The sequence below is a fragment of the Aestuariivivens insulae genome, from assembly GCF_022662195.1.
Lineage (GTDB): Bacteria > Bacteroidota > Bacteroidia > Flavobacteriales > Flavobacteriaceae > Aestuariivivens > Aestuariivivens insulae.
Genome location: NZ_JAKMCS010000009.1, coordinates 60,999 through 83,747 on the forward strand (window position 1 = coordinate 60,999; position 22,749 = coordinate 83,747).

The 22,749-nt window shown below is 36.4% G+C and carries 24 protein-coding genes; 20 read left to right on the plus strand and 4 right to left on the minus strand.

Annotated features, from left to right (window positions below):
- The first annotated feature begins 9 nt into the window (after positions 1-9).
- The 5 genes from MR062_RS11890 (at position 10) to MR062_RS11910 (ending at position 6,483) form a co-directional block, all read left to right on the plus strand.
- The gene (locus tag MR062_RS11890; RefSeq protein WP_242204521.1) at positions 10-783 is read left to right on the plus strand and encodes a 5'-nucleotidase, lipoprotein e(P4) family; all 774 of its coding nucleotides are present in this window, start codon (positions 10-12) and stop codon (positions 781-783) included.
- 157 nt (positions 784-940) lie between these two features.
- The gene (locus tag MR062_RS11895) at positions 941-1,777 is read left to right on the plus strand and encodes an endonuclease/exonuclease/phosphatase family protein (RefSeq protein WP_242204523.1); all 837 of its coding nucleotides are present in this window, start codon (positions 941-943) and stop codon (positions 1,775-1,777) included.
- Positions 1,778-1,935: 158 nt separating this feature from the next.
- On the plus strand, positions 1,936-3,027 hold the full coding sequence (locus MR062_RS11900) for an AMP-binding protein (protein WP_242204525.1): 1,092 nt from the start codon (positions 1,936-1,938) through the stop codon (positions 3,025-3,027).
- A gap of 92 nt (positions 3,028-3,119) precedes the next feature.
- The gene (locus tag MR062_RS11905) at positions 3,120-5,441 is read left to right on the plus strand and encodes a VWA domain-containing protein (protein ID WP_242204527.1); all 2,322 of its coding nucleotides are present in this window, start codon (positions 3,120-3,122) and stop codon (positions 5,439-5,441) included.
- Between the two features lie 73 nt (positions 5,442-5,514).
- Positions 5,515-6,483, plus strand: coding sequence for a DUF3471 domain-containing protein (locus MR062_RS11910; protein ID WP_242204529.1), 969 nt, complete (start codon positions 5,515-5,517; stop codon positions 6,481-6,483).
- A 191-nt stretch (positions 6,484-6,674) separates the two neighbouring features.
- Here MR062_RS11910 and MR062_RS11915 read toward each other — a convergent pair whose 3' ends face one another.
- Together MR062_RS11915 and MR062_RS11920 are read right to left on the minus strand one after the other, a co-directional pair.
- Complete coding sequence (locus MR062_RS11915; protein ID WP_242204531.1) at positions 6,675-7,097, minus strand: DoxX family protein; 423 nt, start codon at positions 7,095-7,097, stop codon at positions 6,675-6,677.
- Positions 7,098-7,154: 57 nt separating this feature from the next.
- Complete coding sequence (locus MR062_RS11920; RefSeq protein ID WP_242204533.1) at positions 7,155-8,798, minus strand: acyl-CoA carboxylase subunit beta; 1,644 nt, start codon at positions 8,796-8,798, stop codon at positions 7,155-7,157.
- 150 nt (positions 8,799-8,948) lie between these two features.
- Between MR062_RS11920 and MR062_RS11925 the strand changes: the two genes are divergently transcribed.
- The 6 genes from MR062_RS11925 to ettA all read left to right on the plus strand — a co-directional run bounded on the left by MR062_RS11925 (position 8,949) and on the right by ettA (position 13,593).
- Positions 8,949-9,536: an FMN-dependent NADH-azoreductase gene (locus tag MR062_RS11925; protein WP_242204535.1), complete on the plus strand. Its 588-nt coding sequence runs from the start codon at positions 8,949-8,951 to the stop codon at positions 9,534-9,536.
- A 32-nt stretch (positions 9,537-9,568) separates the two neighbouring features.
- Complete coding sequence (locus MR062_RS11930) at positions 9,569-10,120, plus strand: NADPH-dependent FMN reductase (protein ID WP_242204537.1); 552 nt, start codon at positions 9,569-9,571, stop codon at positions 10,118-10,120.
- 38 nt (positions 10,121-10,158) lie between these two features.
- Positions 10,159-10,596 carry a MarR family winged helix-turn-helix transcriptional regulator gene (locus tag MR062_RS11935; RefSeq protein ID WP_242204540.1) on the plus strand — a complete coding sequence of 146 codons (438 nt, stop codon included), beginning with the start codon at positions 10,159-10,161 and terminating at the stop codon, positions 10,594-10,596.
- A gap of 210 nt (positions 10,597-10,806) precedes the next feature.
- Positions 10,807-11,529 (plus strand): pirin family protein, encoded by a 723-nt coding sequence (locus MR062_RS11940; RefSeq protein ID WP_242204542.1) that lies wholly within the window; start codon positions 10,807-10,809, stop codon positions 11,527-11,529.
- 103 nt (positions 11,530-11,632) lie between these two features.
- Positions 11,633-11,815, plus strand: a complete 183-nt coding sequence (locus MR062_RS11945) for a CAL67264 family membrane protein (protein WP_242204544.1) — start codon at positions 11,633-11,635, stop codon at positions 11,813-11,815.
- An 86-nt stretch (positions 11,816-11,901) separates the two neighbouring features.
- The gene (gene ettA / locus MR062_RS11950) at positions 11,902-13,593 is read left to right on the plus strand and encodes an energy-dependent translational throttle protein EttA (RefSeq protein WP_242204546.1); all 1,692 of its coding nucleotides are present in this window, start codon (positions 11,902-11,904) and stop codon (positions 13,591-13,593) included.
- A gap of 61 nt (positions 13,594-13,654) precedes the next feature.
- Here the strand turns inward: ettA and MR062_RS11955 are convergent, their stop codons facing one another.
- The gene (locus tag MR062_RS11955; protein WP_242204548.1) at positions 13,655-13,834 is read right to left on the minus strand and encodes a hypothetical protein; all 180 of its coding nucleotides are present in this window, start codon (positions 13,832-13,834) and stop codon (positions 13,655-13,657) included.
- Between the two features lie 9 nt (positions 13,835-13,843).
- Entirely contained in the window at positions 13,844-14,074 is a 231-nt protein-coding gene (locus MR062_RS11960) for a hypothetical protein (protein WP_242204550.1), read from the minus strand.
- A 276-nt stretch (positions 14,075-14,350) separates the two neighbouring features.
- Between MR062_RS11960 and MR062_RS11965 the strand changes: the two genes are divergently transcribed.
- The 9 genes from MR062_RS11965 (at position 14,351) to MR062_RS12000 (ending at position 22,745) form a co-directional block, all read left to right on the plus strand.
- Positions 14,351-15,691 (plus strand): microtubule-binding protein, encoded by a 1,341-nt coding sequence (locus MR062_RS11965; RefSeq protein ID WP_242204552.1) that lies wholly within the window; start codon positions 14,351-14,353, stop codon positions 15,689-15,691.
- A 207-nt stretch (positions 15,692-15,898) separates the two neighbouring features.
- Complete coding sequence (locus MR062_RS11970) at positions 15,899-16,960, plus strand: hypothetical protein (protein WP_242204554.1); 1,062 nt, start codon at positions 15,899-15,901, stop codon at positions 16,958-16,960.
- A 4-nt stretch (positions 16,961-16,964) separates the two neighbouring features.
- The gene (locus MR062_RS17695) at positions 16,965-17,225 is read left to right on the plus strand and encodes a four helix bundle protein (RefSeq protein WP_317235821.1); all 261 of its coding nucleotides are present in this window, start codon (positions 16,965-16,967) and stop codon (positions 17,223-17,225) included.
- A 26-nt stretch (positions 17,226-17,251) separates the two neighbouring features.
- Positions 17,252-17,416: a four helix bundle protein gene (locus MR062_RS17700; RefSeq protein WP_317235826.1), complete on the plus strand. Its 165-nt coding sequence runs from the start codon at positions 17,252-17,254 to the stop codon at positions 17,414-17,416.
- A gap of 45 nt (positions 17,417-17,461) precedes the next feature.
- On the plus strand, positions 17,462-19,429 hold the full coding sequence (locus MR062_RS11980; protein ID WP_242204556.1) for an AAA family ATPase: 1,968 nt from the start codon (positions 17,462-17,464) through the stop codon (positions 19,427-19,429).
- Positions 19,419-20,009 (plus strand): NUDIX domain-containing protein, encoded by a 591-nt coding sequence (locus MR062_RS11985; RefSeq protein WP_242204558.1) that lies wholly within the window; start codon positions 19,419-19,421, stop codon positions 20,007-20,009. The genes MR062_RS11980 and MR062_RS11985 overlap by 11 nt, the downstream gene beginning before the upstream one ends.
- Positions 20,010-20,219: 210 nt before the next feature.
- Positions 20,220-21,455: a DUF6638 family protein gene (locus MR062_RS11990; protein WP_242204560.1), complete on the plus strand. Its 1,236-nt coding sequence runs from the start codon at positions 20,220-20,222 to the stop codon at positions 21,453-21,455.
- A 284-nt stretch (positions 21,456-21,739) separates the two neighbouring features.
- Positions 21,740-22,093, plus strand: a complete 354-nt coding sequence (locus MR062_RS11995) for a four helix bundle protein (protein ID WP_242204562.1) — start codon at positions 21,740-21,742, stop codon at positions 22,091-22,093.
- A 136-nt stretch (positions 22,094-22,229) separates the two neighbouring features.
- Complete coding sequence (locus tag MR062_RS12000) at positions 22,230-22,745, plus strand: hypothetical protein (RefSeq protein ID WP_242204564.1); 516 nt, start codon at positions 22,230-22,232, stop codon at positions 22,743-22,745.
- Positions 22,746-22,749 lie beyond the last annotated feature (4 nt).

A 22,749-nucleotide genomic window follows, 5' to 3' on the forward strand; every position in this document is an offset into this window, starting at 1 on the left:
TACATTTTTTTGATAAGTTTAACATCATGTAAAGTACAGCAAAGTACCGTAAGTACAGCACAAGATGCTCCAATGGTATTAAAAGGGCCAGCCTGGGCGGCGGCATGGCAACAAAAGGCAGGAGAATATAAAGCCTTATGCCATCAAGCCTATAACTTGGCACATATGAGATTGGACGATTTAATACAGCAGCCCTTCGATAAACCATTGGCAATAGTCACAGATATAGACGAAACAGTATTGGATAACAGTCCATATCAAGTGCATCAAGCCATACATAATGCAGAGTATAGTGATCCTTCATGGGTAGAGTGGACCGCAAGGGTAGATTGCGATACCGTTCCAGGTGCATTATCGTTTTTTCAATATGCAAAAAGCAAAGGCGTAGCTGTTTTTTATATCACCAACCGTCTCGAAGAAGAAAGAGGAGCCACATTAAAGGATTTACAGCGATGGGGGTTCCCTGATGCGACAGATGATCATCTGACCATGAAAACTACTACGTCCAGTAAAAAACTCAGAAGAGAAAAAGTATCTAATAACTATGAAATCCTTTTATTGCTAGGGGATAACCTTAGTGACTTTAGTGCTGTTTTCGATAAAAAGCCGTTGGAAGAACGCAATGATAAGGTACGGGAAAATGCATCTAAGTTTGGGAATCGATTTATTGTATTTCCAAATGCCATGTATGGCGATTGGGATGGTGCTATCTATAAACACCAATATAGTTTGCCTCCACAAGAAAAAGAAAGCATCATTATGCAAGCACTTAAAAAATACTAGAGTGATTCTATATAAAAACCAATATTTTCAATAAATAAGTTATATTGACATTAACAATAAAGCCATAAAGATGAAAAAAATTACGTATTGCCTTTTAGTTTTAACCTTGTTTCTAGTAAGTTGCAAAACACAAGAGAAGCCTTATAATTTTAAGATTATGGCATGGAACATACTACATGGCGGAAATGATATACCTAACGGAAGCGATCATGTTATTGAAATAATAAGTCAAGTAGATCCCGATATCATTCTGATGGTCGAAACCTATGGATCGGGCAAAAAAATAGCCGATTCACTCGGGTATCATTTTCATTTAATTGCACCAGAAGGAACTGCACTCGACAATAAAAATGTTAATTTGTCTATCTTTTCCAAATTTCCTTTTGGTAAACGTATAGATACAGAGCATCCTTTTTATTTGGGAGGAAGAGAGGTCGTTATTAAAGACCAAACCATTAGACTTTTTTCAAATTGGTTTCATTATTTACCTTGGGATGATGCACCAGAAACCATGGGTAAGACCTCAGAGGAATTGCTGGCTTGGGAACAGACAGGGCCTAAGTATGATATGATTCAAAAAGTACTGCCATATCTCAAAGAATATGCATCACAAACAGATAGCATTCCAATGATCTTTGGAGGAGATATGAACACACCATCGCATTTAGATTGGAAAGAAAGTACCATGGCTATACACAATAATTTAGTAGTGCCTTGGTATGCTACCAAAGTATTGGAAGACATGGGGCTGATAGATACTTATAGAACCCTAAACCCTGATGTGATGTCACATCCCGGAATAACTTGGGATACTAAAGGCAAAAAAGATGAACATAGAATTGACTATATCTACTACAAAGGACCAAAATTGAAAGCTGTTAAGTCGGAATCCTATAAAGCACACTTAGGAGACCCTCTTAAAATTAACGGTGTGGAAATTCCATATCCGTCAGACCATGGCTTTGTAGTGACCACATTCCAGTTTGTAGAGTAATGCATTTGTTTATCTATTATAACTAAACTAAAGTCCGTAATTAGGTATACATTATAATAAATTCATTAATTTCGAAACACGATACGGTTCTATTTCTAAAAACCTTAGAATTATTGTTTAAGAGCCTAAACCAAACCGTGTTAAAGTTATTGAGTTTTATGTATCCAACATTTAAAAACGTACACCTAAAATTTGAGTTAAACGGCAAATATTATTCTTATGAAGATCTTAATGATGTTGCCTATAGTTTTATTAAAGAAGGGGAGCCATATCAGCAAGCATTAGGTGTTTTTTTACTCGATTGGTTAGACGGCAAAGATTATATTGTTGTTCAAACTTCAGGCTCAACAGGAGCGCCAAAACCAATTAAGATAAAAAAGCAAGCTATGGTGAATTCGGCCATAGCTACAGGAGATTTTTTTAATTTAAGACCAGGAGATACGGCCTTGCATTGTTTGCCCTCAAATTTTATAGCGGGCAAAATGATGCTTATACGAGCCATTATTTTAGGACTTAAATTAGATGTGGTTTCACCCAGTTCTAAACCACTTATAGATATAGGCAAGACGTATCAATTTTCGGCAATGACACCGTTTCAAGTTGAAAACTCCTTAGATGATATGGATCTATTGAAAACTCTAATCATAGGCGGAGGACAGGTTAGTCAGTTTTTAAAAGAAAGGTTGAAACATAAACAAGTTCACGCTTTTGAAACCTATGGAATGACTGAAACCGTAACCCATATCGCTATTAAAAAGTTGAATAATTTTTCAGCAGAAAAACAAGGCAAAACAGCTTTTTTTGAAACCCTGCCTCATGTTACCGTATCCCAAGATAAACGAAATTGCTTGGTTATAGATGCACCCAAACTTTCTGATAATAAAATAGTGACTAATGATGTTGTTGAATTGCATTCCAAAACGACGTTTGAATGGCTTGGGCGTTACGATAACGTTATTAATTCAGGAGGGGTCAAACTGTTTCCAGAGCTCATAGAACAAAAACTTTCCGAAGTTATTAAGCAACGTTTTTTTGTGACTTCCCTTCCAGACGATCAATTAGGGGAGCAGGTTATACTGGTCATTGAGCATGATGGTTTAGATACTGTTGAAGTTTCAAGTGCTATCAAGAAACTTAAATCGCTTCATAAGTACGAAATACCAAAGCAAATTTTTACGCTTCCTAAATTTATAGAAACTAAAACGGGGAAAATTCAGCGTTCAAAAACATTGGCCTTATTAAATAGATAGTTTTACTCAACAAAAAGGTTACTTTACTCATTGTAGGTTTTATATCATAATTGTAGGGTTTAGTTTTAAGCTAAACTTTAAAATTATCAATTATGAAATCACTACTCAACATGTTATTTGTATTCGCTTTTTTAATGCAAGCCCAAGCTCAAGAACGATTAATTGTAGGCAAGGTAACCGATGAGTCCGGACATCCGCTTCCAGGTGCCAATATTATGGTAAAAGGCTCAACTATAGGAACCCAAACGGACTTTGACGGTTTATACGAAATCAAAGCTGAAAATACTGATGTTTTAGTGTTTTCGTATGTAGGATATGTTACCGTAGAGCGCAAGGTGGGTAAGTTAAACACCATATCGGTAGCATTACAGGCAGATGCTGCTCAATTAGAAGAAGTTGTGGTTGTAGGTTATTGCACCCAAAAACGAAGAGAGGTGGTTGGTGCTGTAACGGCTGTCTCTGCCTCTCAACTAAGGCGTCAAAAACAAAAAGCCTATCATAACCAATTAGCAAGTCAAATTCAGTCTACAACAACATCCAAAGCGTTACAAGGGAACGTAGCAGGGCTACAAGTAAGTGATGCAAATGTAGGAACCAGCTCCCGTATATTAATTCGCGGTGCTGCATCTATTTCTAACAAGAAAAAACCTTTAGTGGTTGTTGATGGCGTTTTGTCAAGTTTTGATGATATTGAACATTTAAATCCAAATGAAATAAAGGATGTTAATGTGCTAAAAGACAGCAATGCCATAGCTATTTATGGTAGTCGAGCCAGTAATGGTGTTATTCTTATATCAACAAATAACAATAAAAGCCAAGTAGATAAAGAGCCCTTGTATATAGTTGATGGTGTGCCCGTTAAAAAAGAGCATAATCATGTTGTTAATAGCTTACCCAAAAAGGATATTGATAGTAAAACGGAATATGACGGCGCTGAAGCCAAGAAGAAGTTTGGGAGGATTGCCAAAAACGGCTGTATAGTAATTACCACGCACCACGGTAATTTTAGGATAGAGAATAACGAAAGTTATGCGGTTATAGAGGAAAATACTTTTGAAAGAACCACATTATCGCCGCTATCAACCTTTTCGATTGACGTTGATAAAGCTTCCTATAGTAATATTCGCCGTATGATCAATAACGGTATGGTGGTTGAACCAGATGCCGTTAAGATTGAAGAAATGATTAATTATTTCAACTATAATTATCCGCAACCTACTGGCGAACACCCATTTTCGATAACTACTGAAGTGTCCAAGACACCCTGGAATAAGGACACTAAACTGGTTAGAATTGGGCTTCAGGGAAAAACATTCTTGAATGAAGAATTGCCAGCATCCAATCTAACCTTTTTAATAGATGTTTCCGGTTCAATGGGTTCTCAAAATAAACTACCATTACTAAAGCAAGCATTTAAGTTGTTAGTTAATCAGCTTCGAGAAAAAGATAAGGTGTCCATTGTTGTTTATGCAGGAGCTGCCGGTGTTGTGTTAGAACCTACTTCTGGAAACCAAAAAGAGAAAATTATTGGCGCGTTGGATAATCTAAGTTCAGGAGGCTCAACAGCTGGTGGCGCTGGCATAACATTGGCTTATAAATTAGCGGAGAAGCACTTTAAAAAACATGGGAATAATAGGGTGATTTTAGCAACCGATGGCGATTTTAATGTTGGCGCTTCCAGCGATAAAGCGATGGAGCAACTCATTGAAGAAAAACGAAAATCTGGGGTGTTTCTTTCTGTTTTAGGGTTTGGATATGGCAATTATAAAGATTCGAAATTAGAAACGCTGGCAGACAAAGGTAACGGAAACCACGCTTATATAGACAACATGCAGGAAGCTCAAAAGGTATTTGGAAAAGAATTTGGAGGAACTCTATTTACTATAGCTAAAGACGTTAAAATCCAAATTGAATTCAATCCAAAAAAAGTACAAGCCTATCGATTAATAGGATATGAAAACAGAATGTTGGCCGATGAAGATTTTGTGGATGATACCAAAGATGCAGGGGAATTAGGTAGCGGACATACGGTAACTGCTTTATACGAAGTAATCCCTGTTGGCGTTAAAAGTGATTATTTAAAGGATGTAGCCGATTTAAAATATACTAAATCACAAACCAATTCCAATTTTTCGGACGAATTGTTTACGGTTAAATTTAGATATAAAAAGCCAAGTGAAGACCAAAGTATAGAAATGTTACATGTGCAAAAAGATGAAATGAGCCAAGCGTCACCAGATTTTAATTTTGCATCGGCAGTAGCATTGTTTGGTATGCAATTGCGACAGTCAAGGTACTATAATAATGCAACATTGGAAGATGTTATAGACCTAGCAAACAAGGGAAGAGGAGAAGACCGGGAAGGCTACAGGGCAGAGTTTATTAGGTTGGTGTCTTCTTATCAGGGTTTGTAAATAATTTAACATAGAATTTAAAAAACTCATGTTTCAATCCATTATATTTATGAATTAACCAATTGTTTATTTTATGAAATTTAAGGCGTATCTGGTATTATGGATTTTAGGAATGCAATTAACTATGGCTCAGCAATCGAGTGAAAAATTTATCATAGAGCAACAGTATTTAAAATACCTACCAGAGGATTACGATACGAATACAGAAAAGAAATGGCCATTAATGATTTTTTTGCACGGTTCAGGTGAAAGAGGTGAAGATTTAGAAAAAGTCAAGGTTCATGGTCCGACGATGTTGGTGGAACAAGGCAAAACGTTTCCTTTTATTATTATTTCACCTCAAGCCAAAAGAGGTTGGGATGAAGATATTCTATACCAAATGATAAATGATGTTATAAGCAAACATAGGGTAGATACCGATAGAGTATATTTAACAGGTTTGAGTATGGGAGGCTATGGCACCTGGAAACTGGCACAGAAATACCCAGAAATGTTTGCTGCTATTGTCCCTATTTGTGGAGGAGGAAACCCAAAAGAGGTTTGGAAGCTAAGGCATATGCCTGTATGGTGTTTTCATGGTAAGCTGGATGGTATTGTACCCATTTCTGCATCAGAAGCTATGATAAATGCATTGAAGCCAATTAATGATGAAGTAAAATTTACCGTTTATCCAGAAACATACCACAATAGCTGGGTTCAAGCTTATAATGACCCCGAGTTGTATGAGTGGTTGCTAAACCAAACAAAACATAAGCATAAAGCCATTGAGTTATCTCTGGCAACCCTAGAACAATATGTAGGTAAATATAATTTAGAAATGGGCACTCGTAAAGATACTTGTACAGTGGCTATTGAAGATAAAAAACTAACCGTAACAGTAAATCAAGGCACTACTGTGCTTAAGCCTTCAAGTGAGGATACTTTTTTTATAGATGAAAATCAACCTGTAGAATTTCAGTTTCGTAAAAATAAAGACGGTATAGTAGATGAAATTATTCTCTATACAAATGAAAGACTAATAATTCCGAAAATTAAAGATTAAAAAAATATTTTACCCACTATAAAATAGGGGTTTTCAAAAGTATAAAAAACAATTAATCCGAACTTGTTCCGGGACATCGAGCATCTGGCTTTCAACAGGTATTAGTTTAGAAATAATACTTCATTACGACTACTTCCCTGTGTGATAGTTCAGATTGATAAAAGGGTGACTTTTAAACGGCCCTTTGATTTTTACTGTTGCATTTTCAAATAATAGTCGGCAGAATGTCTACCAGAACCATAAAAAATAAAAAATACGGACACTAAAAAGGCTATGATTGCTAAAATTAAATTGTTTACAACCATTTCACCAGCAAAATTAATAGCTATAGCACCAATTAAAATAGGTATTTGCGCTAATATGGCCCATCGGGTTAACAAACCAAAAGCAATTAAAGTACCGCCTATAAAATGAGCTGGAGCTACATAATGTACAATCAGCATCCCTCCGGCCAAACTATGTAGAGGTTTGAATAGCTCCATAAGCATTTCGCTATTGGACATAAAGTTAACGCCCTTTATAAATAAAAAGACACCAAGAGCTATACGTAATAAATCTAAGGGCAAATTGGTATGTGCATTGGCCCATTTGTTTAATGATTTTATTGTTCCCATAATAGAAAGTGTTGGTTTACAATCTAAAAGGTACGAAAAATAGACGAGATTTTAAAATTATACTTGCAAAACTCCTAAGTTAAAAGGCTTTTTAATTGGCGCGTGATTTGCTGCTTCAATCCCTAAGCTTAACCATTTTCTAGTATCTAACGGGTCGATAATGGCATCGGTCCAAATACGGGCAGCAGCATAATAGGGGGAAACCTGATTATCATAACGTGCTTTAATTTTATTGAATAGCGCTTCTTCTTTTTCGGGTGTAATTTTTTCGCCTTGTTTTTCGAGTGAGGCCTTTTCAATTTGTAACAATACTTTGGCTGCACTATTACCACTCATAACAGCCAATTCGGCACTAGGCCAAGCTACGATAAGCCTAGGATCGTAGGCTTTGCCACACATGGCATAGTTGCCGGCACCATAACTATTGCCAATAATTACAGTAAACTTTGGGACTACAGAATTACTAACGGCATTCACCATTTTAGCGCCATCTTTAATAATGCCACTATGCTCACTCTTACTGCCCACCATAAAACCGGTTACATCTTGCAAGAATACTAATGGTATTTTTTTCTGATTACAATTGGCAATAAAGCGAGTAGCCTTATCGGCACTGTCATTATAAATTACTCCGCCAAATTGCATTTCGCTGGATTTGGTTTTTGCGCCTTTAGTTTTTATAATTTTACGCTGATTGGCCACGATGCCCACCGCCCAACCATCAATTCTGGCATAGCAGGTTATAATGGTTTGTCCATAGCCTGCTTTGTATTCTTCAAACTCTGAATCATCCACCAACCGTTTTATAACATCATACATATCGTATTGATCGGCTCTGGATTTAGGGATGATACCATAAATATCTTCTGGGTTCTCTTTGGGCTTCTGTGGGGCAATCCTATTGAAACCGGCTTTATCATAATCACCAATTTTATCGACGATATTCTTTATAGTGTCTAAAGCATGTTTGTCATTTTTGGCTTTATAATCGGTAACCCCAGAAACTTCACAGTGGGTGGTAGCACCTCCCAGGGTTTCGTTATCAATCGTCTCACCAATGGCCGCTTTCACCAAATAGCTTCCCGCTAAAAATATACTTCCCGTTTTATCAACGATCAAAGCCTCATCACTCATAATGGGTAAATAAGCTCCTCCTGCAACACAGCTTCCCATAACAGCAGCAATTTGGGTAATGCCCATACTGCTCATTATGGCATTGTTTCTAAAAATACGTCCAAAATGTTCCTTGTCCGGAAAAATTTCGTCCTGCATGGGCAAATACACGCCAGCAGAATCTACCAAATAAATAATAGGCAGTTTATTCTCAATAGCAATTTCTTGGGCTCTTAAATTCTTTTTCGCGGTAATAGGAAACCAAGCACCTGCTTTAACGGTAGCATCGTTGGCAACAACAATACACTGCTTGTCTTTAATGTAACCTATCTTTACAACAACACCTCCTGAAGGGCATCCGCCATGCTCTTTATACATATCCTCGCCAGCAAAAGCTGCAATTTCTATAGCTGGTTTTTTATCATCCAAAATATAGTCAATACGCTCCCTGGCAGTCATTTTTCCTTTAGACTGATGGCTTTTTATGCGGGATTCTCCTCCGCCTAATTTCACCTTTAAGAGCCTTGACTTTAATTCGGATAGTAGTAGCTTATTATGATCTTCGTTTTTATTGAAGTTAATATCCATTCGACTTTTGTTTGATGCTAAAGTACAAAAGTTTCAAAATTTCACGTCTACTATGTTAATGAAATCATAAATTATAATACATGGAAATATATTCCTTGGAATATAAATTATTTTTTTCATATATTTGTACCATAATTAAAAACAGTTATTATGAACATACTAAACATTAATTCAAGCAGCAATAGAATAGATTCCATATCAGAATCCTATTCAACGAAGATTCTTGAGCAACTTCAAAATCTAAATCCGGATGCGACTGTTGTAAAACGATATACAACGTATTCAGACTTACCATTTTTAAATCAGGATATGTTAGGGGCATTATTTGTAAAAGGAGAAAGAACCCCCGAGCAAGAAAAGTTTTTGGAAAAATCGAACCAATTGGTAAAAGAGCTTAAGGAAGCCGATACTTTGGTTATCTCCACGCCAATCTATAATTTTGGAATTCCAGCATCATTAAAGGCGTATTTTGATTTGGTAGCCAGGGCAGGCGTAACTTTTAGGTATACTGAAAATGGTCCAGAAGGCCTATTGAAAAACAAGAAAGCCTATGTGGTTGTAAGTAGTGGCGGAACTGAGATTGGTAGCGATATCGATTTTGCCGGAAAATATATAAAACATTTTTTGGCATTTATTGGTATAACTAATGTAGAGATTGTTAAATTGGACCAGTTAATGTTTAAAAACAAAGAAAAACTGGAAGCAGCCGATGCGCAGATTGAAATTATCGAGGCGTAACTGTTGGCTGGTTTTAAATAAATAGTAATAATATGAAATATGTCTTGGCATTTGCCGGTAGTAGTAGTAAACAATCCATAAACAAACAATTGGTGACTTATGCAGCAAGCTTAGTAGAACATGCTAAAGTTGAAGTTTTAGATTTAAACGATTACGAGTTGCCCTTATTTAGCGTAGATAAGGAAGCAGCATTTGGACACCCAGAAAATGCCCATAAATTTTTAGAACAGATTAAATCTGCTGATGGTATCTTGGTTTCGCTTGCCGAGCATAATGGAGCATATACTGCCGTATTCAAAAATTTATTGGATTGGATGTCCAGAATTGAAGGCAAAACTTTTTTTGGTAAACCAATGCTTTTAATGGCAACATCAGATGGGAAGCGAGGCGCTAAATCGGTTTTGGGTATAGCCCAAGATAGGTTTCCAAGGCATAATGCCAATATTATAGACGTATTTTCATTGCCTTCGTTTACTGCTAATTTTTCAGACGGTAAAATTATTAATGATGAATTAGATGCGGAGTTAAAATCGAAAGTAGAGAAATTTCAAGAAGCGCTTCAAGCAATTTCTAGGGCCAGTTAATGATTATTTCTATTTAAAAACGGAGAAAAACAGAGTATATGGGAGATATTTCAAAAGATATTAATTCAGCATTTCCAAACAACAAGGTAAAGGCCATGATTAATATTATTTATACTGCCAATTGGATAAATAGCTTGCAAAATGATTTTTTTAAGTCGTTTGGTATTTCACCACAACAATTTAACATTCTTAGAATTTTAAAAGGTGCGGGAAAGCCAATTAAAGTACAAACCATAAAAGAGCGGATGATTGAGCGGTCTCCCAATGCAACAAGGTTAATGGACAAACTTTGTGCTAAACAATTAATAGGTAGATTGGCTTGTCCAGACGATAGGCGGGTAGTGCACATTGAAATTACACCGCAAGGATTGGAACTTTTAGATAGCATAGCTAAAGATTTAAAAGACGATTTATTGGAAAACCTAACCGAAGAAGAAGCTTCAAAGCTAAGTGACCTACTAGATAAAATAAGATAGTAGTAACATTGTTCAGTATTCAGTGTTCAGTGTTCAGATTGCAGTATGTTGTGCTATTGTCTTTATAAAATTAATTAAGGGCAGAAGACTTAGGCACAATGTTAAAAACTATACATATAAGTATAATAAGATTAAAAAATTTGTGTATTCGTGGCTAGGTTAATAATCGCACTTAGCAAAATTAACAATTAGAGAAGAAAGGAAATTAAGATGAAAACAGTAGTTCACAAAGCAGAAACTAGAGGCTTTGCAAGCCATGGGTGGTTGCAGGCCAACCATTCATTTAGTTTTGCCGGTTTCTATGATCCTGAGAAAATCCATTTCGGAGCATTACGGGTATTAAACGACGATGTTATTGCACCTAAAATGGGATTTGGAACCCATCCGCATGATAATATGGAAATTATAACCATTCCGCTAAAAGGGGTTCTAAAACACAGGGATAATATGCACGAGGTGTGGCAACCAATTTTGCCAGGGGAAGTACAAGTAATGAGTGCAGGAACCGGCATACAACATTCTGAAATTAATGGTTCGGAAACCGAGCATTTAAGTTTGTTTCAAATTTGGATAATACCCAGCAAACAGCATGTGTCGCCCAGATACGATCAAAAAACATTTTCAGAAAGTGACAGAAAAAATAAGCTCCAAACATTGGTGACTTCAATGGAAGATAGTCATGAGGGCAGTTTAAAAATTCACCAGGATGCTGTAATTTCCAGAATAGATATGGATGCTAATACCAATTTTGAATATGAGGTAAAGTATCCCAATTCAGGGGTTTACCTAATGAATATCCACGGTAATGTTACAGTAGAAGATAATACTTTAAAAACACGGGATGCCATAGGTGTTTCAGAAACCGATACGTTTCAAATAAGTGCACAAGAAGATTCTGGTTTGCTATTTATTGAAGTTCCCATGAGTTTTTAAATATCATTTTTTTAATCGAATTATAAACATCCCATAAACGGGATGTTTTTTTGTTTAAAAATGCGATATTTGTCGTTATTTAAATAACCAAACGAAAAAGATTATGGCAATGAATAAAAATACAGTTTTGGCTTGGGCCACATGGATAATGATTTTTGTAGGATTGGCATTGATAGCCTTAGGGGCTTTTAGATATGACGATATAGCGGGCTGGGGATTTGCCTCGGTAGGAATTGGGTTTTTAGCCAATGCATGGGTGTTTAATGCTTTAAAAGGAAGAGTATAGTTAATGAGGTAAAAGCGGTTCTCGAAGTTGCCTGTTCTTGATGAATAGTAATTTTGAGTACTTCAACTACAAAAAAATAAAAAATAATGAGCGACGATAAGAAAGTAATTTTTTCAATGTCTGGTGTCACCAAGACATTTCAGAGTGCCAATACGCCCGTACTCAAAAACATTTATTTGAGTTTCTTCTACGGGGCAAAAATTGGTATTTTAGGACTTAACGGATCTGGTAAGTCCACATTATTAAAGATTATTGCAGGGGTAGAAAAAAATTATCAGGGCGATGTGGTTTTCGCACCCGGTTACACCGTTGGCTATTTAGAGCAGGAACCGCAACTGGATAGTGAGAAGACCGTTTTGGAAGTTGTTAGGGAAGGAGCGGCCGAAACTGTTGCCATCCTTGACGAGTACAACAAAATTAATGACATGTTTGGATTGGAAGAGGTGTATTCAGATCCAGATAAGATGGAGAAATTAATGAACAGACAAGCAGAGCTTCAAGATCAAATAGATGCTGCTAATGCCTGGGAACTGGATACCAAACTGGAAATAGCTATGGATGCTTTGCGTACTCCAGATGGTGATAAAAAAATAGGTGTGCTTTCTGGAGGTGAACGCCGTAGGGTGGCTTTATGCCGTTTATTGCTTCAAGAACCAGATGTGCTATTGTTGGATGAGCCTACCAACCATTTGGATGCCGAATCGGTACATTGGTTGGAACATCATTTAGCACAATATAAGGGAACGGTTATAGCTGTAACGCACGATAGGTATTTTTTAGATAATGTAGCGGGTTGGATTTTAGAGTTGGATAGAGGTGAAGGTATTCCTTGGAAAGGGAATTATTCGTCTTGGTTGGACCAAAAATCAAAACGATTGGCACAAGAACAAAAGCAGGCTAGTAAGCGTCAAAAAACCTTAGAGCGTGAGTTGGAATGGGTACGTATGGCACCTAAAGGCCGCCAGGCTAAGCAGAAAGCGCGTTTAAGCAATTACGATAAACTATTAAGTCAGGATCAAAAGCAATTGGACGAAAAATTGGAGATATACATTCCTAACGGCCCTCGTTTAGGTACTAATGTTATTGAAGCTAAAGGTGTTAGCAAGGGTTATGAGGACAAGTTGTTATATGAGGATTTAAACTTTAAATTACCGCAAGCAGGAATAGTAGGGGTTATTGGTCCGAACGGTGCTGGTAAAACCACGATTTTTAGAATGATTATGGGTGAGGAGACCCCAGATAAAGGGGAGTTTGTTGTTGGTGATACCGCTAAAATAGCTTATGTAGACCAAAGCCATTCCAATATAGATCCCGAAAAAACCATTTGGCAAAACTTTAGTGATGAACAAGAGTTGATTATGATGGGAGGCCGACAAGTAAATTCCAGAGCTTATTTAAGCCGTTTTAATTTTTCGGGCAGTGAGCAAAACAAGAAGGTAAAACTGCTGTCTGGAGGAGAGCGTAACCGTTTGCATTTGGCAATGACACTTAAAGAAGAAGGGAATGTATTGCTTTTAGATGAGCCTACAAACGATCTTGACGTGAATACGTTGCGGGCCTTAGAAGAAGGTTTGGAGAATTTTGCTGGATGTGCCGTTGTTATTAGTCACGACCGTTGGTTTTTGGATAGGATCTGTACCCATATCTTAGCATTTGAAGGCGATAGCCAAGTGTATTTCTTCGAAGGAAGTTTTAGCGATTATGAAGAAAACAAGAAGAAACGACTTGGAGGCGATTTAATGCCGAAACGTATAAAGTATAAAAAGTTAGTACGATAGATTATTAAAAGGCGGGCTTTACTAAGGCCCGCTTTTTTTATTTATAGATGTCAAAAAATAACTATTCGTAAAGATGCCCAGATCCTAATACGTAATTTTTTAGGGAGAGCTTCATGATAATGTCCCTATTTTTGTTAAACCGTTTTATTCCGTTTTTCCATTGGTAACCTAGTACTATTCTATAGTAAATTAATTCAACAAAAAAGGTGATGATAAAAAATAATAAAACTTGTGAAGCCATAATAAAAGTTTAATTCTCTTTGTTTTGGTACATGTGCCCTTCAGTAAAGTCTTCATATTTGTCCTCCTTATTGGCTAAGTCATTGCTTAGTTTATCCAAACGTTCGTTCTCCTTTTTCAACTTATAGGATTTCCTAATCCCTAATAGTAAAAGAATTCCAAAAAAGACCAACACGATAATCAGTATGGTAACAATATCGCTTTGGCTAATAAGAAGTATTGAAGGCAAATTAAACATCATTAGCATTGGTTAATGTAATACATTCTTACAAATATATAGTATTCTTACTGGTTAAGCAACTATATTATAGGCTTTGTTATAAAAATCATAAAGGTGTTTTTTCTAAAAAAGGGATATTGAAATGTAACGTTTATACCATTATTTATACCTATTAAATAGAACGCTATATCTTGAAAGAAAAATCTAAAACTTACTATCTTTTTACTTTCAGAAATGATTTTTTTTATAGAAATTGCTTGTTTATAAAATTGTTCAACCTTAAAATAAAACCATACTATGTCTGATGATTTTGATTTACTAGAAACAACTTCAAACGAAAAAACCGAAAAAGTAGATGTTAATTGGGGGAAAGCCATAGACACGATGAAGTCTAAACTGTCTCAAGAGGACGATCCAGAAGTACGTCAAAAAATATTAAATGCTACTCTAGACGATGTAGTGCAAATGGCAGAAAAAGACAGGACTACGCTTTTGGATGCCATTAAGGATCTCACCGATTATCAAGACGAGGTAGGTATTATTTTTGAAAAATTTTCATCCTTAAATGCCACAGAGCAAAAAGTTATTGACGATGCACAAAAAGCATTGGAGCGGGCAAGGATAGAATTAGAAGATGCCGAAGCAAAACCAGATACTTGGTGGAATAACCTATGGGGACGAAAAAGCAAAATAAAAAATGCCCAAGAAGCTCTTAAAGTAGCAGAAAAAACCCGAGCAGCAGCCGATAATAAGGCCAAAGCCATGTTCCAGGAACGTATAGAAAAGGCCGATGTGCAAACCCTTTTAAGTGAACTGTCCTATAAATCGCAAGCTGCGGTAACACGTTTAAAGGACCGTGAAGTTGAAATAAAGGAGGTTGAGGATAAATTACAGGATGCCATTGTAGAAGCGACCAAAAACCATACAAAAGCCTTAGAAAAGAAAAAAGAAGTAGAGGCCAAACTCGAAGAGCAGTATGCCTTGCTTAAACAGGCTAGACAAGAGTTGGAAGATATCGCCGATAAACAATCTACTGAATATGCCCAAGCCATTGGTAAGGTAACAGAGCTAGAACAGAAAGTGGAAGAATTAGAAGGACTTAAAAACGCCTATACCACATTGGCAGCAAGTAAAGATAGCTTTGTGCACAAGCATAATTTAACTATTAAGGTTTTAACTTCCTTAAGAAGTAATTTGCAAACACACCGAGCTAAGTTGAAAAGTGATACCGAAGAACGTTTAAAATATTACGACGGTTACGTAGTAGCTTTAAAAGCAAGGACAGATCAAGAATTTGCAGCCATTTTAGAGCATTTAGGTGTTAAAACCGATGAGCATATAGGTGAAACATTGGCCTCGATGCATACCGCAAGTGCTAAGGCACGTCAGGATATGATGGATAATATTCCAGTTCATGAAAAAGTAATGCAAGGGGTTTATAGTAGTTATGCCGAAGCATTGCAGGAAATTAGGGCTAAGGATGGTGAAATACAAAAGAATTTTGCCGAACGTTACGGTATTGATATGAAAGAGCTTTTTGAAGATTATTACAAAGCCGATGCCAGCAAACCATCGAATGATGGCGAACCAACAGGAAATCCTAAGCCAGAAGCTGGAGAAGACGATTTGTTGTCTTAAAATAATTGGGGCGTTTCCCTGACCTTTACCGTCAGGGTCAGGCTTTTCGCTAAATCTTTTTATAATGGATTTCTACCTTCACTTCGATACTTCGACTATGCTCAGCACAGGAAAGCTCAATGTGACACACAAGAATCCATTATAAAAAGGATATCGCTTCAATCCTTAACGCAAATCAACCAACAATTGTTAATTATCAATTGAAACATGTCAATTAATCACATAGTAACACCATTAGATTCAGCCATACTCGATTCTAAAAAGCAATATATCTTTTACCATCGAATGATAGATTTTGCCTTAAAGGAATTGATAGTTATAGTACAAAGGCAGGGGTTGTGCAATCAGCAGGAAGTATTGTTGTTTAAGCAATATTGCGACCTGTTGTTGTATTCTATAGAAGCTATGCGCATAAAATACATGTACGATGAAGAGGATAATATGAAAGTAGATTTAACAGATTCCGGTTTCCCCAACTATTTAGAGTTTAGATACTTGTTTAACGATTTAGAACTGCGAGAAGACTATTTACAAAAGCTTACGCCCATTGAGACGCTAAAGGAAGAGTTTTTGGACACATTAATGCATCATAAGCAACCCATTAAAAAGAGTAAACTGTTTCAGGCGGCATCCATTGTGTATTATACATCGGTTAAAAAGAACTATATATTTAATCGCTTTGTACAAGGAAAGATTCTAGCTGCTCCAAAACATTCAGAAGAAGGGTATTTAACAAGTTGGAGCTTTTATGATGTGTCCCACAACCGGCCATTTATTTGTTATATGTATTTTGATTATGATGGAGATGAAATAAACGATTATAAAGATAAAATTTACCAAGTTTTACAGACTGTAGCCGATAGGGATATGACCTTAGACACTATGGCTTATGCCATCGACAGACGGTTACCCAAAGTATCTCCAAAGTATCTAAAGCGTATCGATTTAGGCCCCATACACAATGTATTTGCAAAAGATGAAAACGAATTGACCCATGCCATTTTAGAAAGCATAGGGAAAAAGGAAATTCCATTGGAGTCCTATGCTATTTCCTTAAAAATAGATGAGGTAAGATCTAGAGGTGAATTTAAAGAGGGTAGCTTTTTCAATAAGCAAACGCTTCAAAAATGGGATGACGTTTTAAAACAAGACTACGTATTGGCCCCACACAGGATTATTCAGTTATTTTATAATAAAATCCCAGAGCTTATGAATAGGTTGGCTAAGCCCCCGATAGAAGTAAGCAGTTTGCAGTCAAGAAAAAATTAAATAAATGTCATTTAAAACATTATTAGCTTACAAAAAGGGGTTTGATTTAGTAATTGAAATTTTTCATTTAACTAAAGATTTTCCAAAGTCCGAAATGTTTGGCTTAACGTCTCAAATGGTTCGCTCGAGTAGAACGACATGTTCAGCGATAGCTGAAAGTTACAGAAAGAGGCAATATGAAATGCCCGTTTACAAAAGTTGTAAACCCAACCGATATGTGATAATTAGGGCATCGCATCTGACCTCTAAAAACAATAAATATTAACAGATGAAAAACATTTTAAAAGTAAACTGTCTGATGCTGATAGTGAAAACTCCGAAACGCAACTTTGGTTAGATTTTGCTTTAGCATGCAAATATATTTCTGAAGAGAAACTTGTAGAATTGCAGAATAAAAGTAAGGAAATAGGGAAACTCATCAATTATATGATGAACAACCCTGATAAATTTAAATAATACATCAGACTGCTAACTGCATACTGATGACTGAATACTAAATAAATGGAACACAATTCAACATTTCCCATAAAATTATCTGAACTCGATGTACTTCGCGACGAAGCCACCTCCTATTTAAAAAGCATACAGTGGGAGCAGGGGGCAAGAGCAAAAAACAGAGATAAAAGCAATGGTAAGGATGAATCTATATTATTGTATTTGTCAAGAGCAAACAATGGCTCCAATACAGGTGAAGTCACATCAGTTTCTAAAACCATCCTGGCCTTAAAGAAGCGTTTATTGCCAGATTCGGTAGCCATTCCCATTAATTTAAATCAGACCCTTTATGCAGTACAAGAAGGTATCACACTAGGTATTTGGATAAAGGATAGTTACTATGATGCATCAGGTTTATCGAATTTAAATGAGAATAAATCGGCGTTGGATAATAATGGCAAGCGCGAGTTTGAAAGCAAAATGCATACCGCAACAGCTTTTATGTTGTTTGCTACAGCATATAAAATTTTAAATGATTTAAAGCCGCATGCATCCGATGATTTAAGTGTAATGAAACAAAAGTTTGCAGGCATTCCAGAGTTGTCATTGCTATCGCCTATAAAGGGTATTTCATGTGCTTTGTTTTATTACGATAAATATTTAGGACATCCAGATATTGTTAAATCAGATAAAGATGTTGTAGACTTTACGGTGGTGTATTTTGAAGCATTGATTGATGAAATACAGCTACGAAAAAGCACGCTTGAATATACCGAAACCATTGAAGATAGAACCTATAAGTTAGAAAAGTCCGAGTTTGCCATTTCGGGCTGGAACAATGTATTTCAGGGCGCAGCCAAAAGTGTAGAGTTCAATAAAATTAAATTCGAACAAATAGTTGGAAACCGCGATGCCAAACACTTTGCACGACGCTTGACCGAACGTTTGTTGAGTTATGATTTTACGGCAAAAAAGAATCCGTTTCAAGAATTGGGAGGTTTTATGCCCGTATTTATGGGGTATGGTATACCAGGTACGGGAAAAAGTATGCTTATTGCGGCCATTGCCACGCGATTAAAAGAACATTGCGATACTTTAGATATCCCTTTTTTGTTTCACCCTATGCCAGATACATTAATATCGACCTTTCAAGGGGGGTCGGCAGAAAAAATGGTAGAATGGATGAAACCTTTGCAAGATCCTACAAAATTAATTTTTGCACCTATTGATGATGCCGAAAACAATTTGCAAGAGCGAACAGCTCAAGGTGTTTCTGCTGGTGTTAAGGAAGTAATAGGAGTGTTTTTAAGATACACCGAAGGCGCCTATGCCGTTAATTATGGCAACAGTTCTATAGGGCTGTTTACCAACCTTCCCGAAATGTTAGATAAGGCCGTAATTTCTAGGGTACAGGGTCGCTTTAAAATAGATGGAGCCAAAACAGAACACGACTTTTTGGACCAAGATTATTTGTGGTGGCGAAAAATTGATGACACCATGCCAGATTTTGTAAACATGCAAGGACCAGAAAATTATAGCTATTTGCAAGATCAAGGCTTGGCAAAAAATATGGGAGAGATTTTAAATGCCACCAATAAACCGGTTGAAGTTCGTGTCCATGAGATATATGACAAGGTAGAACAACAATTTAAAACCAACCAGCATTTGTTCTATGCCCAATTATATAAGGACATGCAACAAGCATTTCCATTCTTTTCATCACGCGATGTTAGGAATATCCAAAGTGCTGTATCCTTGCGATTAACCGATTTTGATTTGGAAGAAGATTGGTTTGAAAACCCAGAAATATATTTTAAGAAAGACTACGATACGAAGTTTAACATGCTTCAGGAATTGATGCGTACCAATATGAAAGGATTGGATTTTTCAGAAATTCGCCGTCAAGAGGTCGTTCGTTATTTAGATAATGTAGCGACCATTGCAGATACCGATTTTAAACGCAAGGTCGATGTTCGGGTGAATCAATTGCATATAGAAACAGAGGCAAGACAACAATTTGAGAATGGAAAATAAGCGCATTAAAAATGTAGTGTCGAATGTAATATCCCATGTTTGGGGTAAGTTGGAACGTATCGACTTCGATTATAAATTTAAGAAGGGAGGCTGGAAACGTTTATCGCATGAAGCATACGGTAAGAGTGATGGTGTAGCCCTATTGTTGTACAATCCAGAATCGAAGCATGTTGTTCTGTCCAAACAATTTAGAATACCTGTGTATATAACAGGTGGGTCTAACGGTTATTCCATAGAGGTCTGTGGAGGAGCTGTCGACGATGGAGAATCACCAGAAGCCAGTGTTTTACGTGAGGCAAAGGAAGAACTTGGATATCATGTGGCCCGACTAAAACACATAAGTACGGTGTTCTTATCTCCGGGCATAGTTAGGGAGCGTGTTCACCTTTTTATAGCGACATATTCAGATTCCGATAAAATTAGTGATACAGGGGGTGGACTGGAAGCTGAAAACGAAGAAATAGAAGTGTTGGAACTACCATTTAATGAAGCGCTTCAAATGGTTGAAGATAACAGAATCATTGATGCAAGAACCATTATGTTATTGCAGTATATTAAGATTCATAAATTATTAGAATAATATTGTCATTCCTGCGTGGCACACTGAGTTTTCCTGTGCTGAGCATAGTCGAAGTATCGAAGTGAAGGCAGGAATCTAATTTAAAATGAAAGGTGAGGATTTAGATAGAGTAATTGAAATTCTTAATTGAATTTTTTAACTCATTAATAATAAGATAGTAACATATTATAAATAAATAATGAGATTCCTGCCTTTGCAGGAATGATAAAAATGGACAAACTAAAAGTAGCCAATTTATACAGAAGTGAACTTATTCCCGTAAGCGGGAAATTGGTTGAGCGTTATAACAAATGCTTGGTGAAACTTGGTTTTTCGGAAACCAAACTGAATACTTTCCATATAGACGGCATAGGTTGGAGCCCAGAAGTGGCAGAAGAAAAAGATAATTTGTTCTACCTCAATAACGGTGAAGCTAATCCGCATGGAATTATTATTTCCCCATTGCAACAAGGAAAACCAGTGTATTTCTCTTTCCATAGCTTCGATAGGGACATCATGAAGTTCATATTTAAGGTCCATGGAGAGAAAATAAAGGATATTACTCGCGATTGTGCCATTTGTTTGGATTTCGACCAAGGCATAGATGCATTTTATGAGCCATTGGATGTTTTAAAATATAATGTCATTACGATTCATTTCCATTTGATAAATGGTTTGGTCAACATTCAAAAAGAACAACTGGAATTGGTAGATGCCTTTAATAGAGACCATAATTTTATTGATGAAAGCCTGCATCAGCAATTGTTGGATTCGGCTAAGAAGCATGGCGATTTAAGGCATCGCGATTTAGATTTGCATGAATTGCAACATACAACAGATTCTTTTTATACAAAGGCTTTTGGAGGGGTTTATGTGTTGCGTGATTTTATTACGCCAATCGTGGTTTTTGAAGACGAAAAATGGTATAAGGAGGCCATAAAAGATACGAGTCATGAGGTGCTTATTTACCATATACAACAGCCAGAGCTCATGGACAAATTACGGGACCACCTTATTATTGAGTATAATTTGGATCTAGTCGTGAAGACAGAACGGTACGAACGCATCAAGAAATATGAAATGGCACAGTGCCTAAAAGACACACAACACCCCATAAAAGAAATTCTAAACGACCCTATACTATATAAAAGCTATCTTAACAAACTGGATATGGCGTCAAGAAAAAGGGTAATGGGCGTAGAACGCTATTTGGAAAAATCTGAAATGAGCAACGAATATAAAATTGCTGATATAGTCGATTTTAAATTTTTCGAAGCCCTTCACCAACCCCATTCATCCTTAGATGCTAAACATCAAGATTTAATTTGGAAGTTGTTAGTTAATGTTTCACCAAAAGATATACTGTATTGGTATTGGTACGATAAAGAAGCTTTTTATAAGAGCTTTGAAACTTGGGACGATTCTTTTAAGGACTGGGTGGTTGAGACTATATGTAATAATATATAGATTGAGGTTTGGAGTATGAAGCAGGAAGCATGGAGTATGGAGCAGGAAGCGTGAAGTGTGAAGCTTGGAGCATGAAGCTTGGAGCATGAAGCATGGAGTATGAAGTATGGAGCGTGAAGTATGAAGCATGGAGCATGGAGCATGGAGCATGAAGTATGGAGTATGAAGTATGAAGTATGGAGTATGAAGTATGGAGTATGGAGTATGAAGCATGGAGTATGGAGAGTGCGATGATAGAGTATGAAGATTAACTTAACCTATAAAAGAAATTAAAATTTAAACAGATGAAATTTAAATTTGAAGATTTGATTATTTGGCAAAAAGCTATGGATTTGGGAGAAGATATGAATGTGTTGGCATCAAAGTTACCTAAAGAAGAGCTTTATAATTTATCTTCACAATTGAGAAGAGCAGCAGATTCTATTGCACTAAATATTTCAGAAGGCTCCATTTTACAATCAGTTGCAGAAAACAGAAAGTTCCTGGGATATGCCATTCGTTCAATAGCCGAAGTTGTTACATGTCTTCATAAAGCCAAAAGAAGAAACTATATACCAAAAGAGGAATTCTTTAAGTACTATAACGATTGTTTTGATATTATGAATATGACCATTGCATTTAGAAATAAAGTTAAATAATTAAAAAGTACTTCATGCTTCCTGCTTCGTGCTTCAAACCAAAAAACTATAAGAATATGACCATTACATTTAGAAATAAAGTCACATTGTTAAATCGTACTTCAAGCTTCAGGCTTCGTACTTAAAACCAATAACTATGACACTAGAACTCATCATTTTTATTGCTTCCATACTTTTTGGAGCATTAATATACTGGCGTGAATCGCAAGGCAATCGCTTATATCGCTTTTTTAATAAGCTAATGTATTCAAAAGATCTACAAATGAAACCAACCGATAAAACAGGGTTTGTTTATCAGCAAAAATTCATCATGAGGTTGGTTTTTATTGGATTTCTATTTCTGATTGGGATTCTCGTTACGCGGTTTTTAATTCCCATAGACTTAGCGACTATTTCCATTTTTGCTTCAATGGTAGTGGGAACATTGGTAGGGACTTACTTGGCAAATTTCATTTTTAAGTCTAGTGAGGTTATTGAGGAAAAAACCGAATCATTAGAAGATATAGTTCACGATACCATCGAAAAAGGAAAAGATTTGATTGAGGACTTAAAAAAAGAGGATAAAGAAGCTATTGAGGCACCAAAAGAAATGCCCAAGACAGAGGAGAAAAGTGCTCGTGAAAGGCTAAAGGACAAAGGATATTTGAAATGATTGT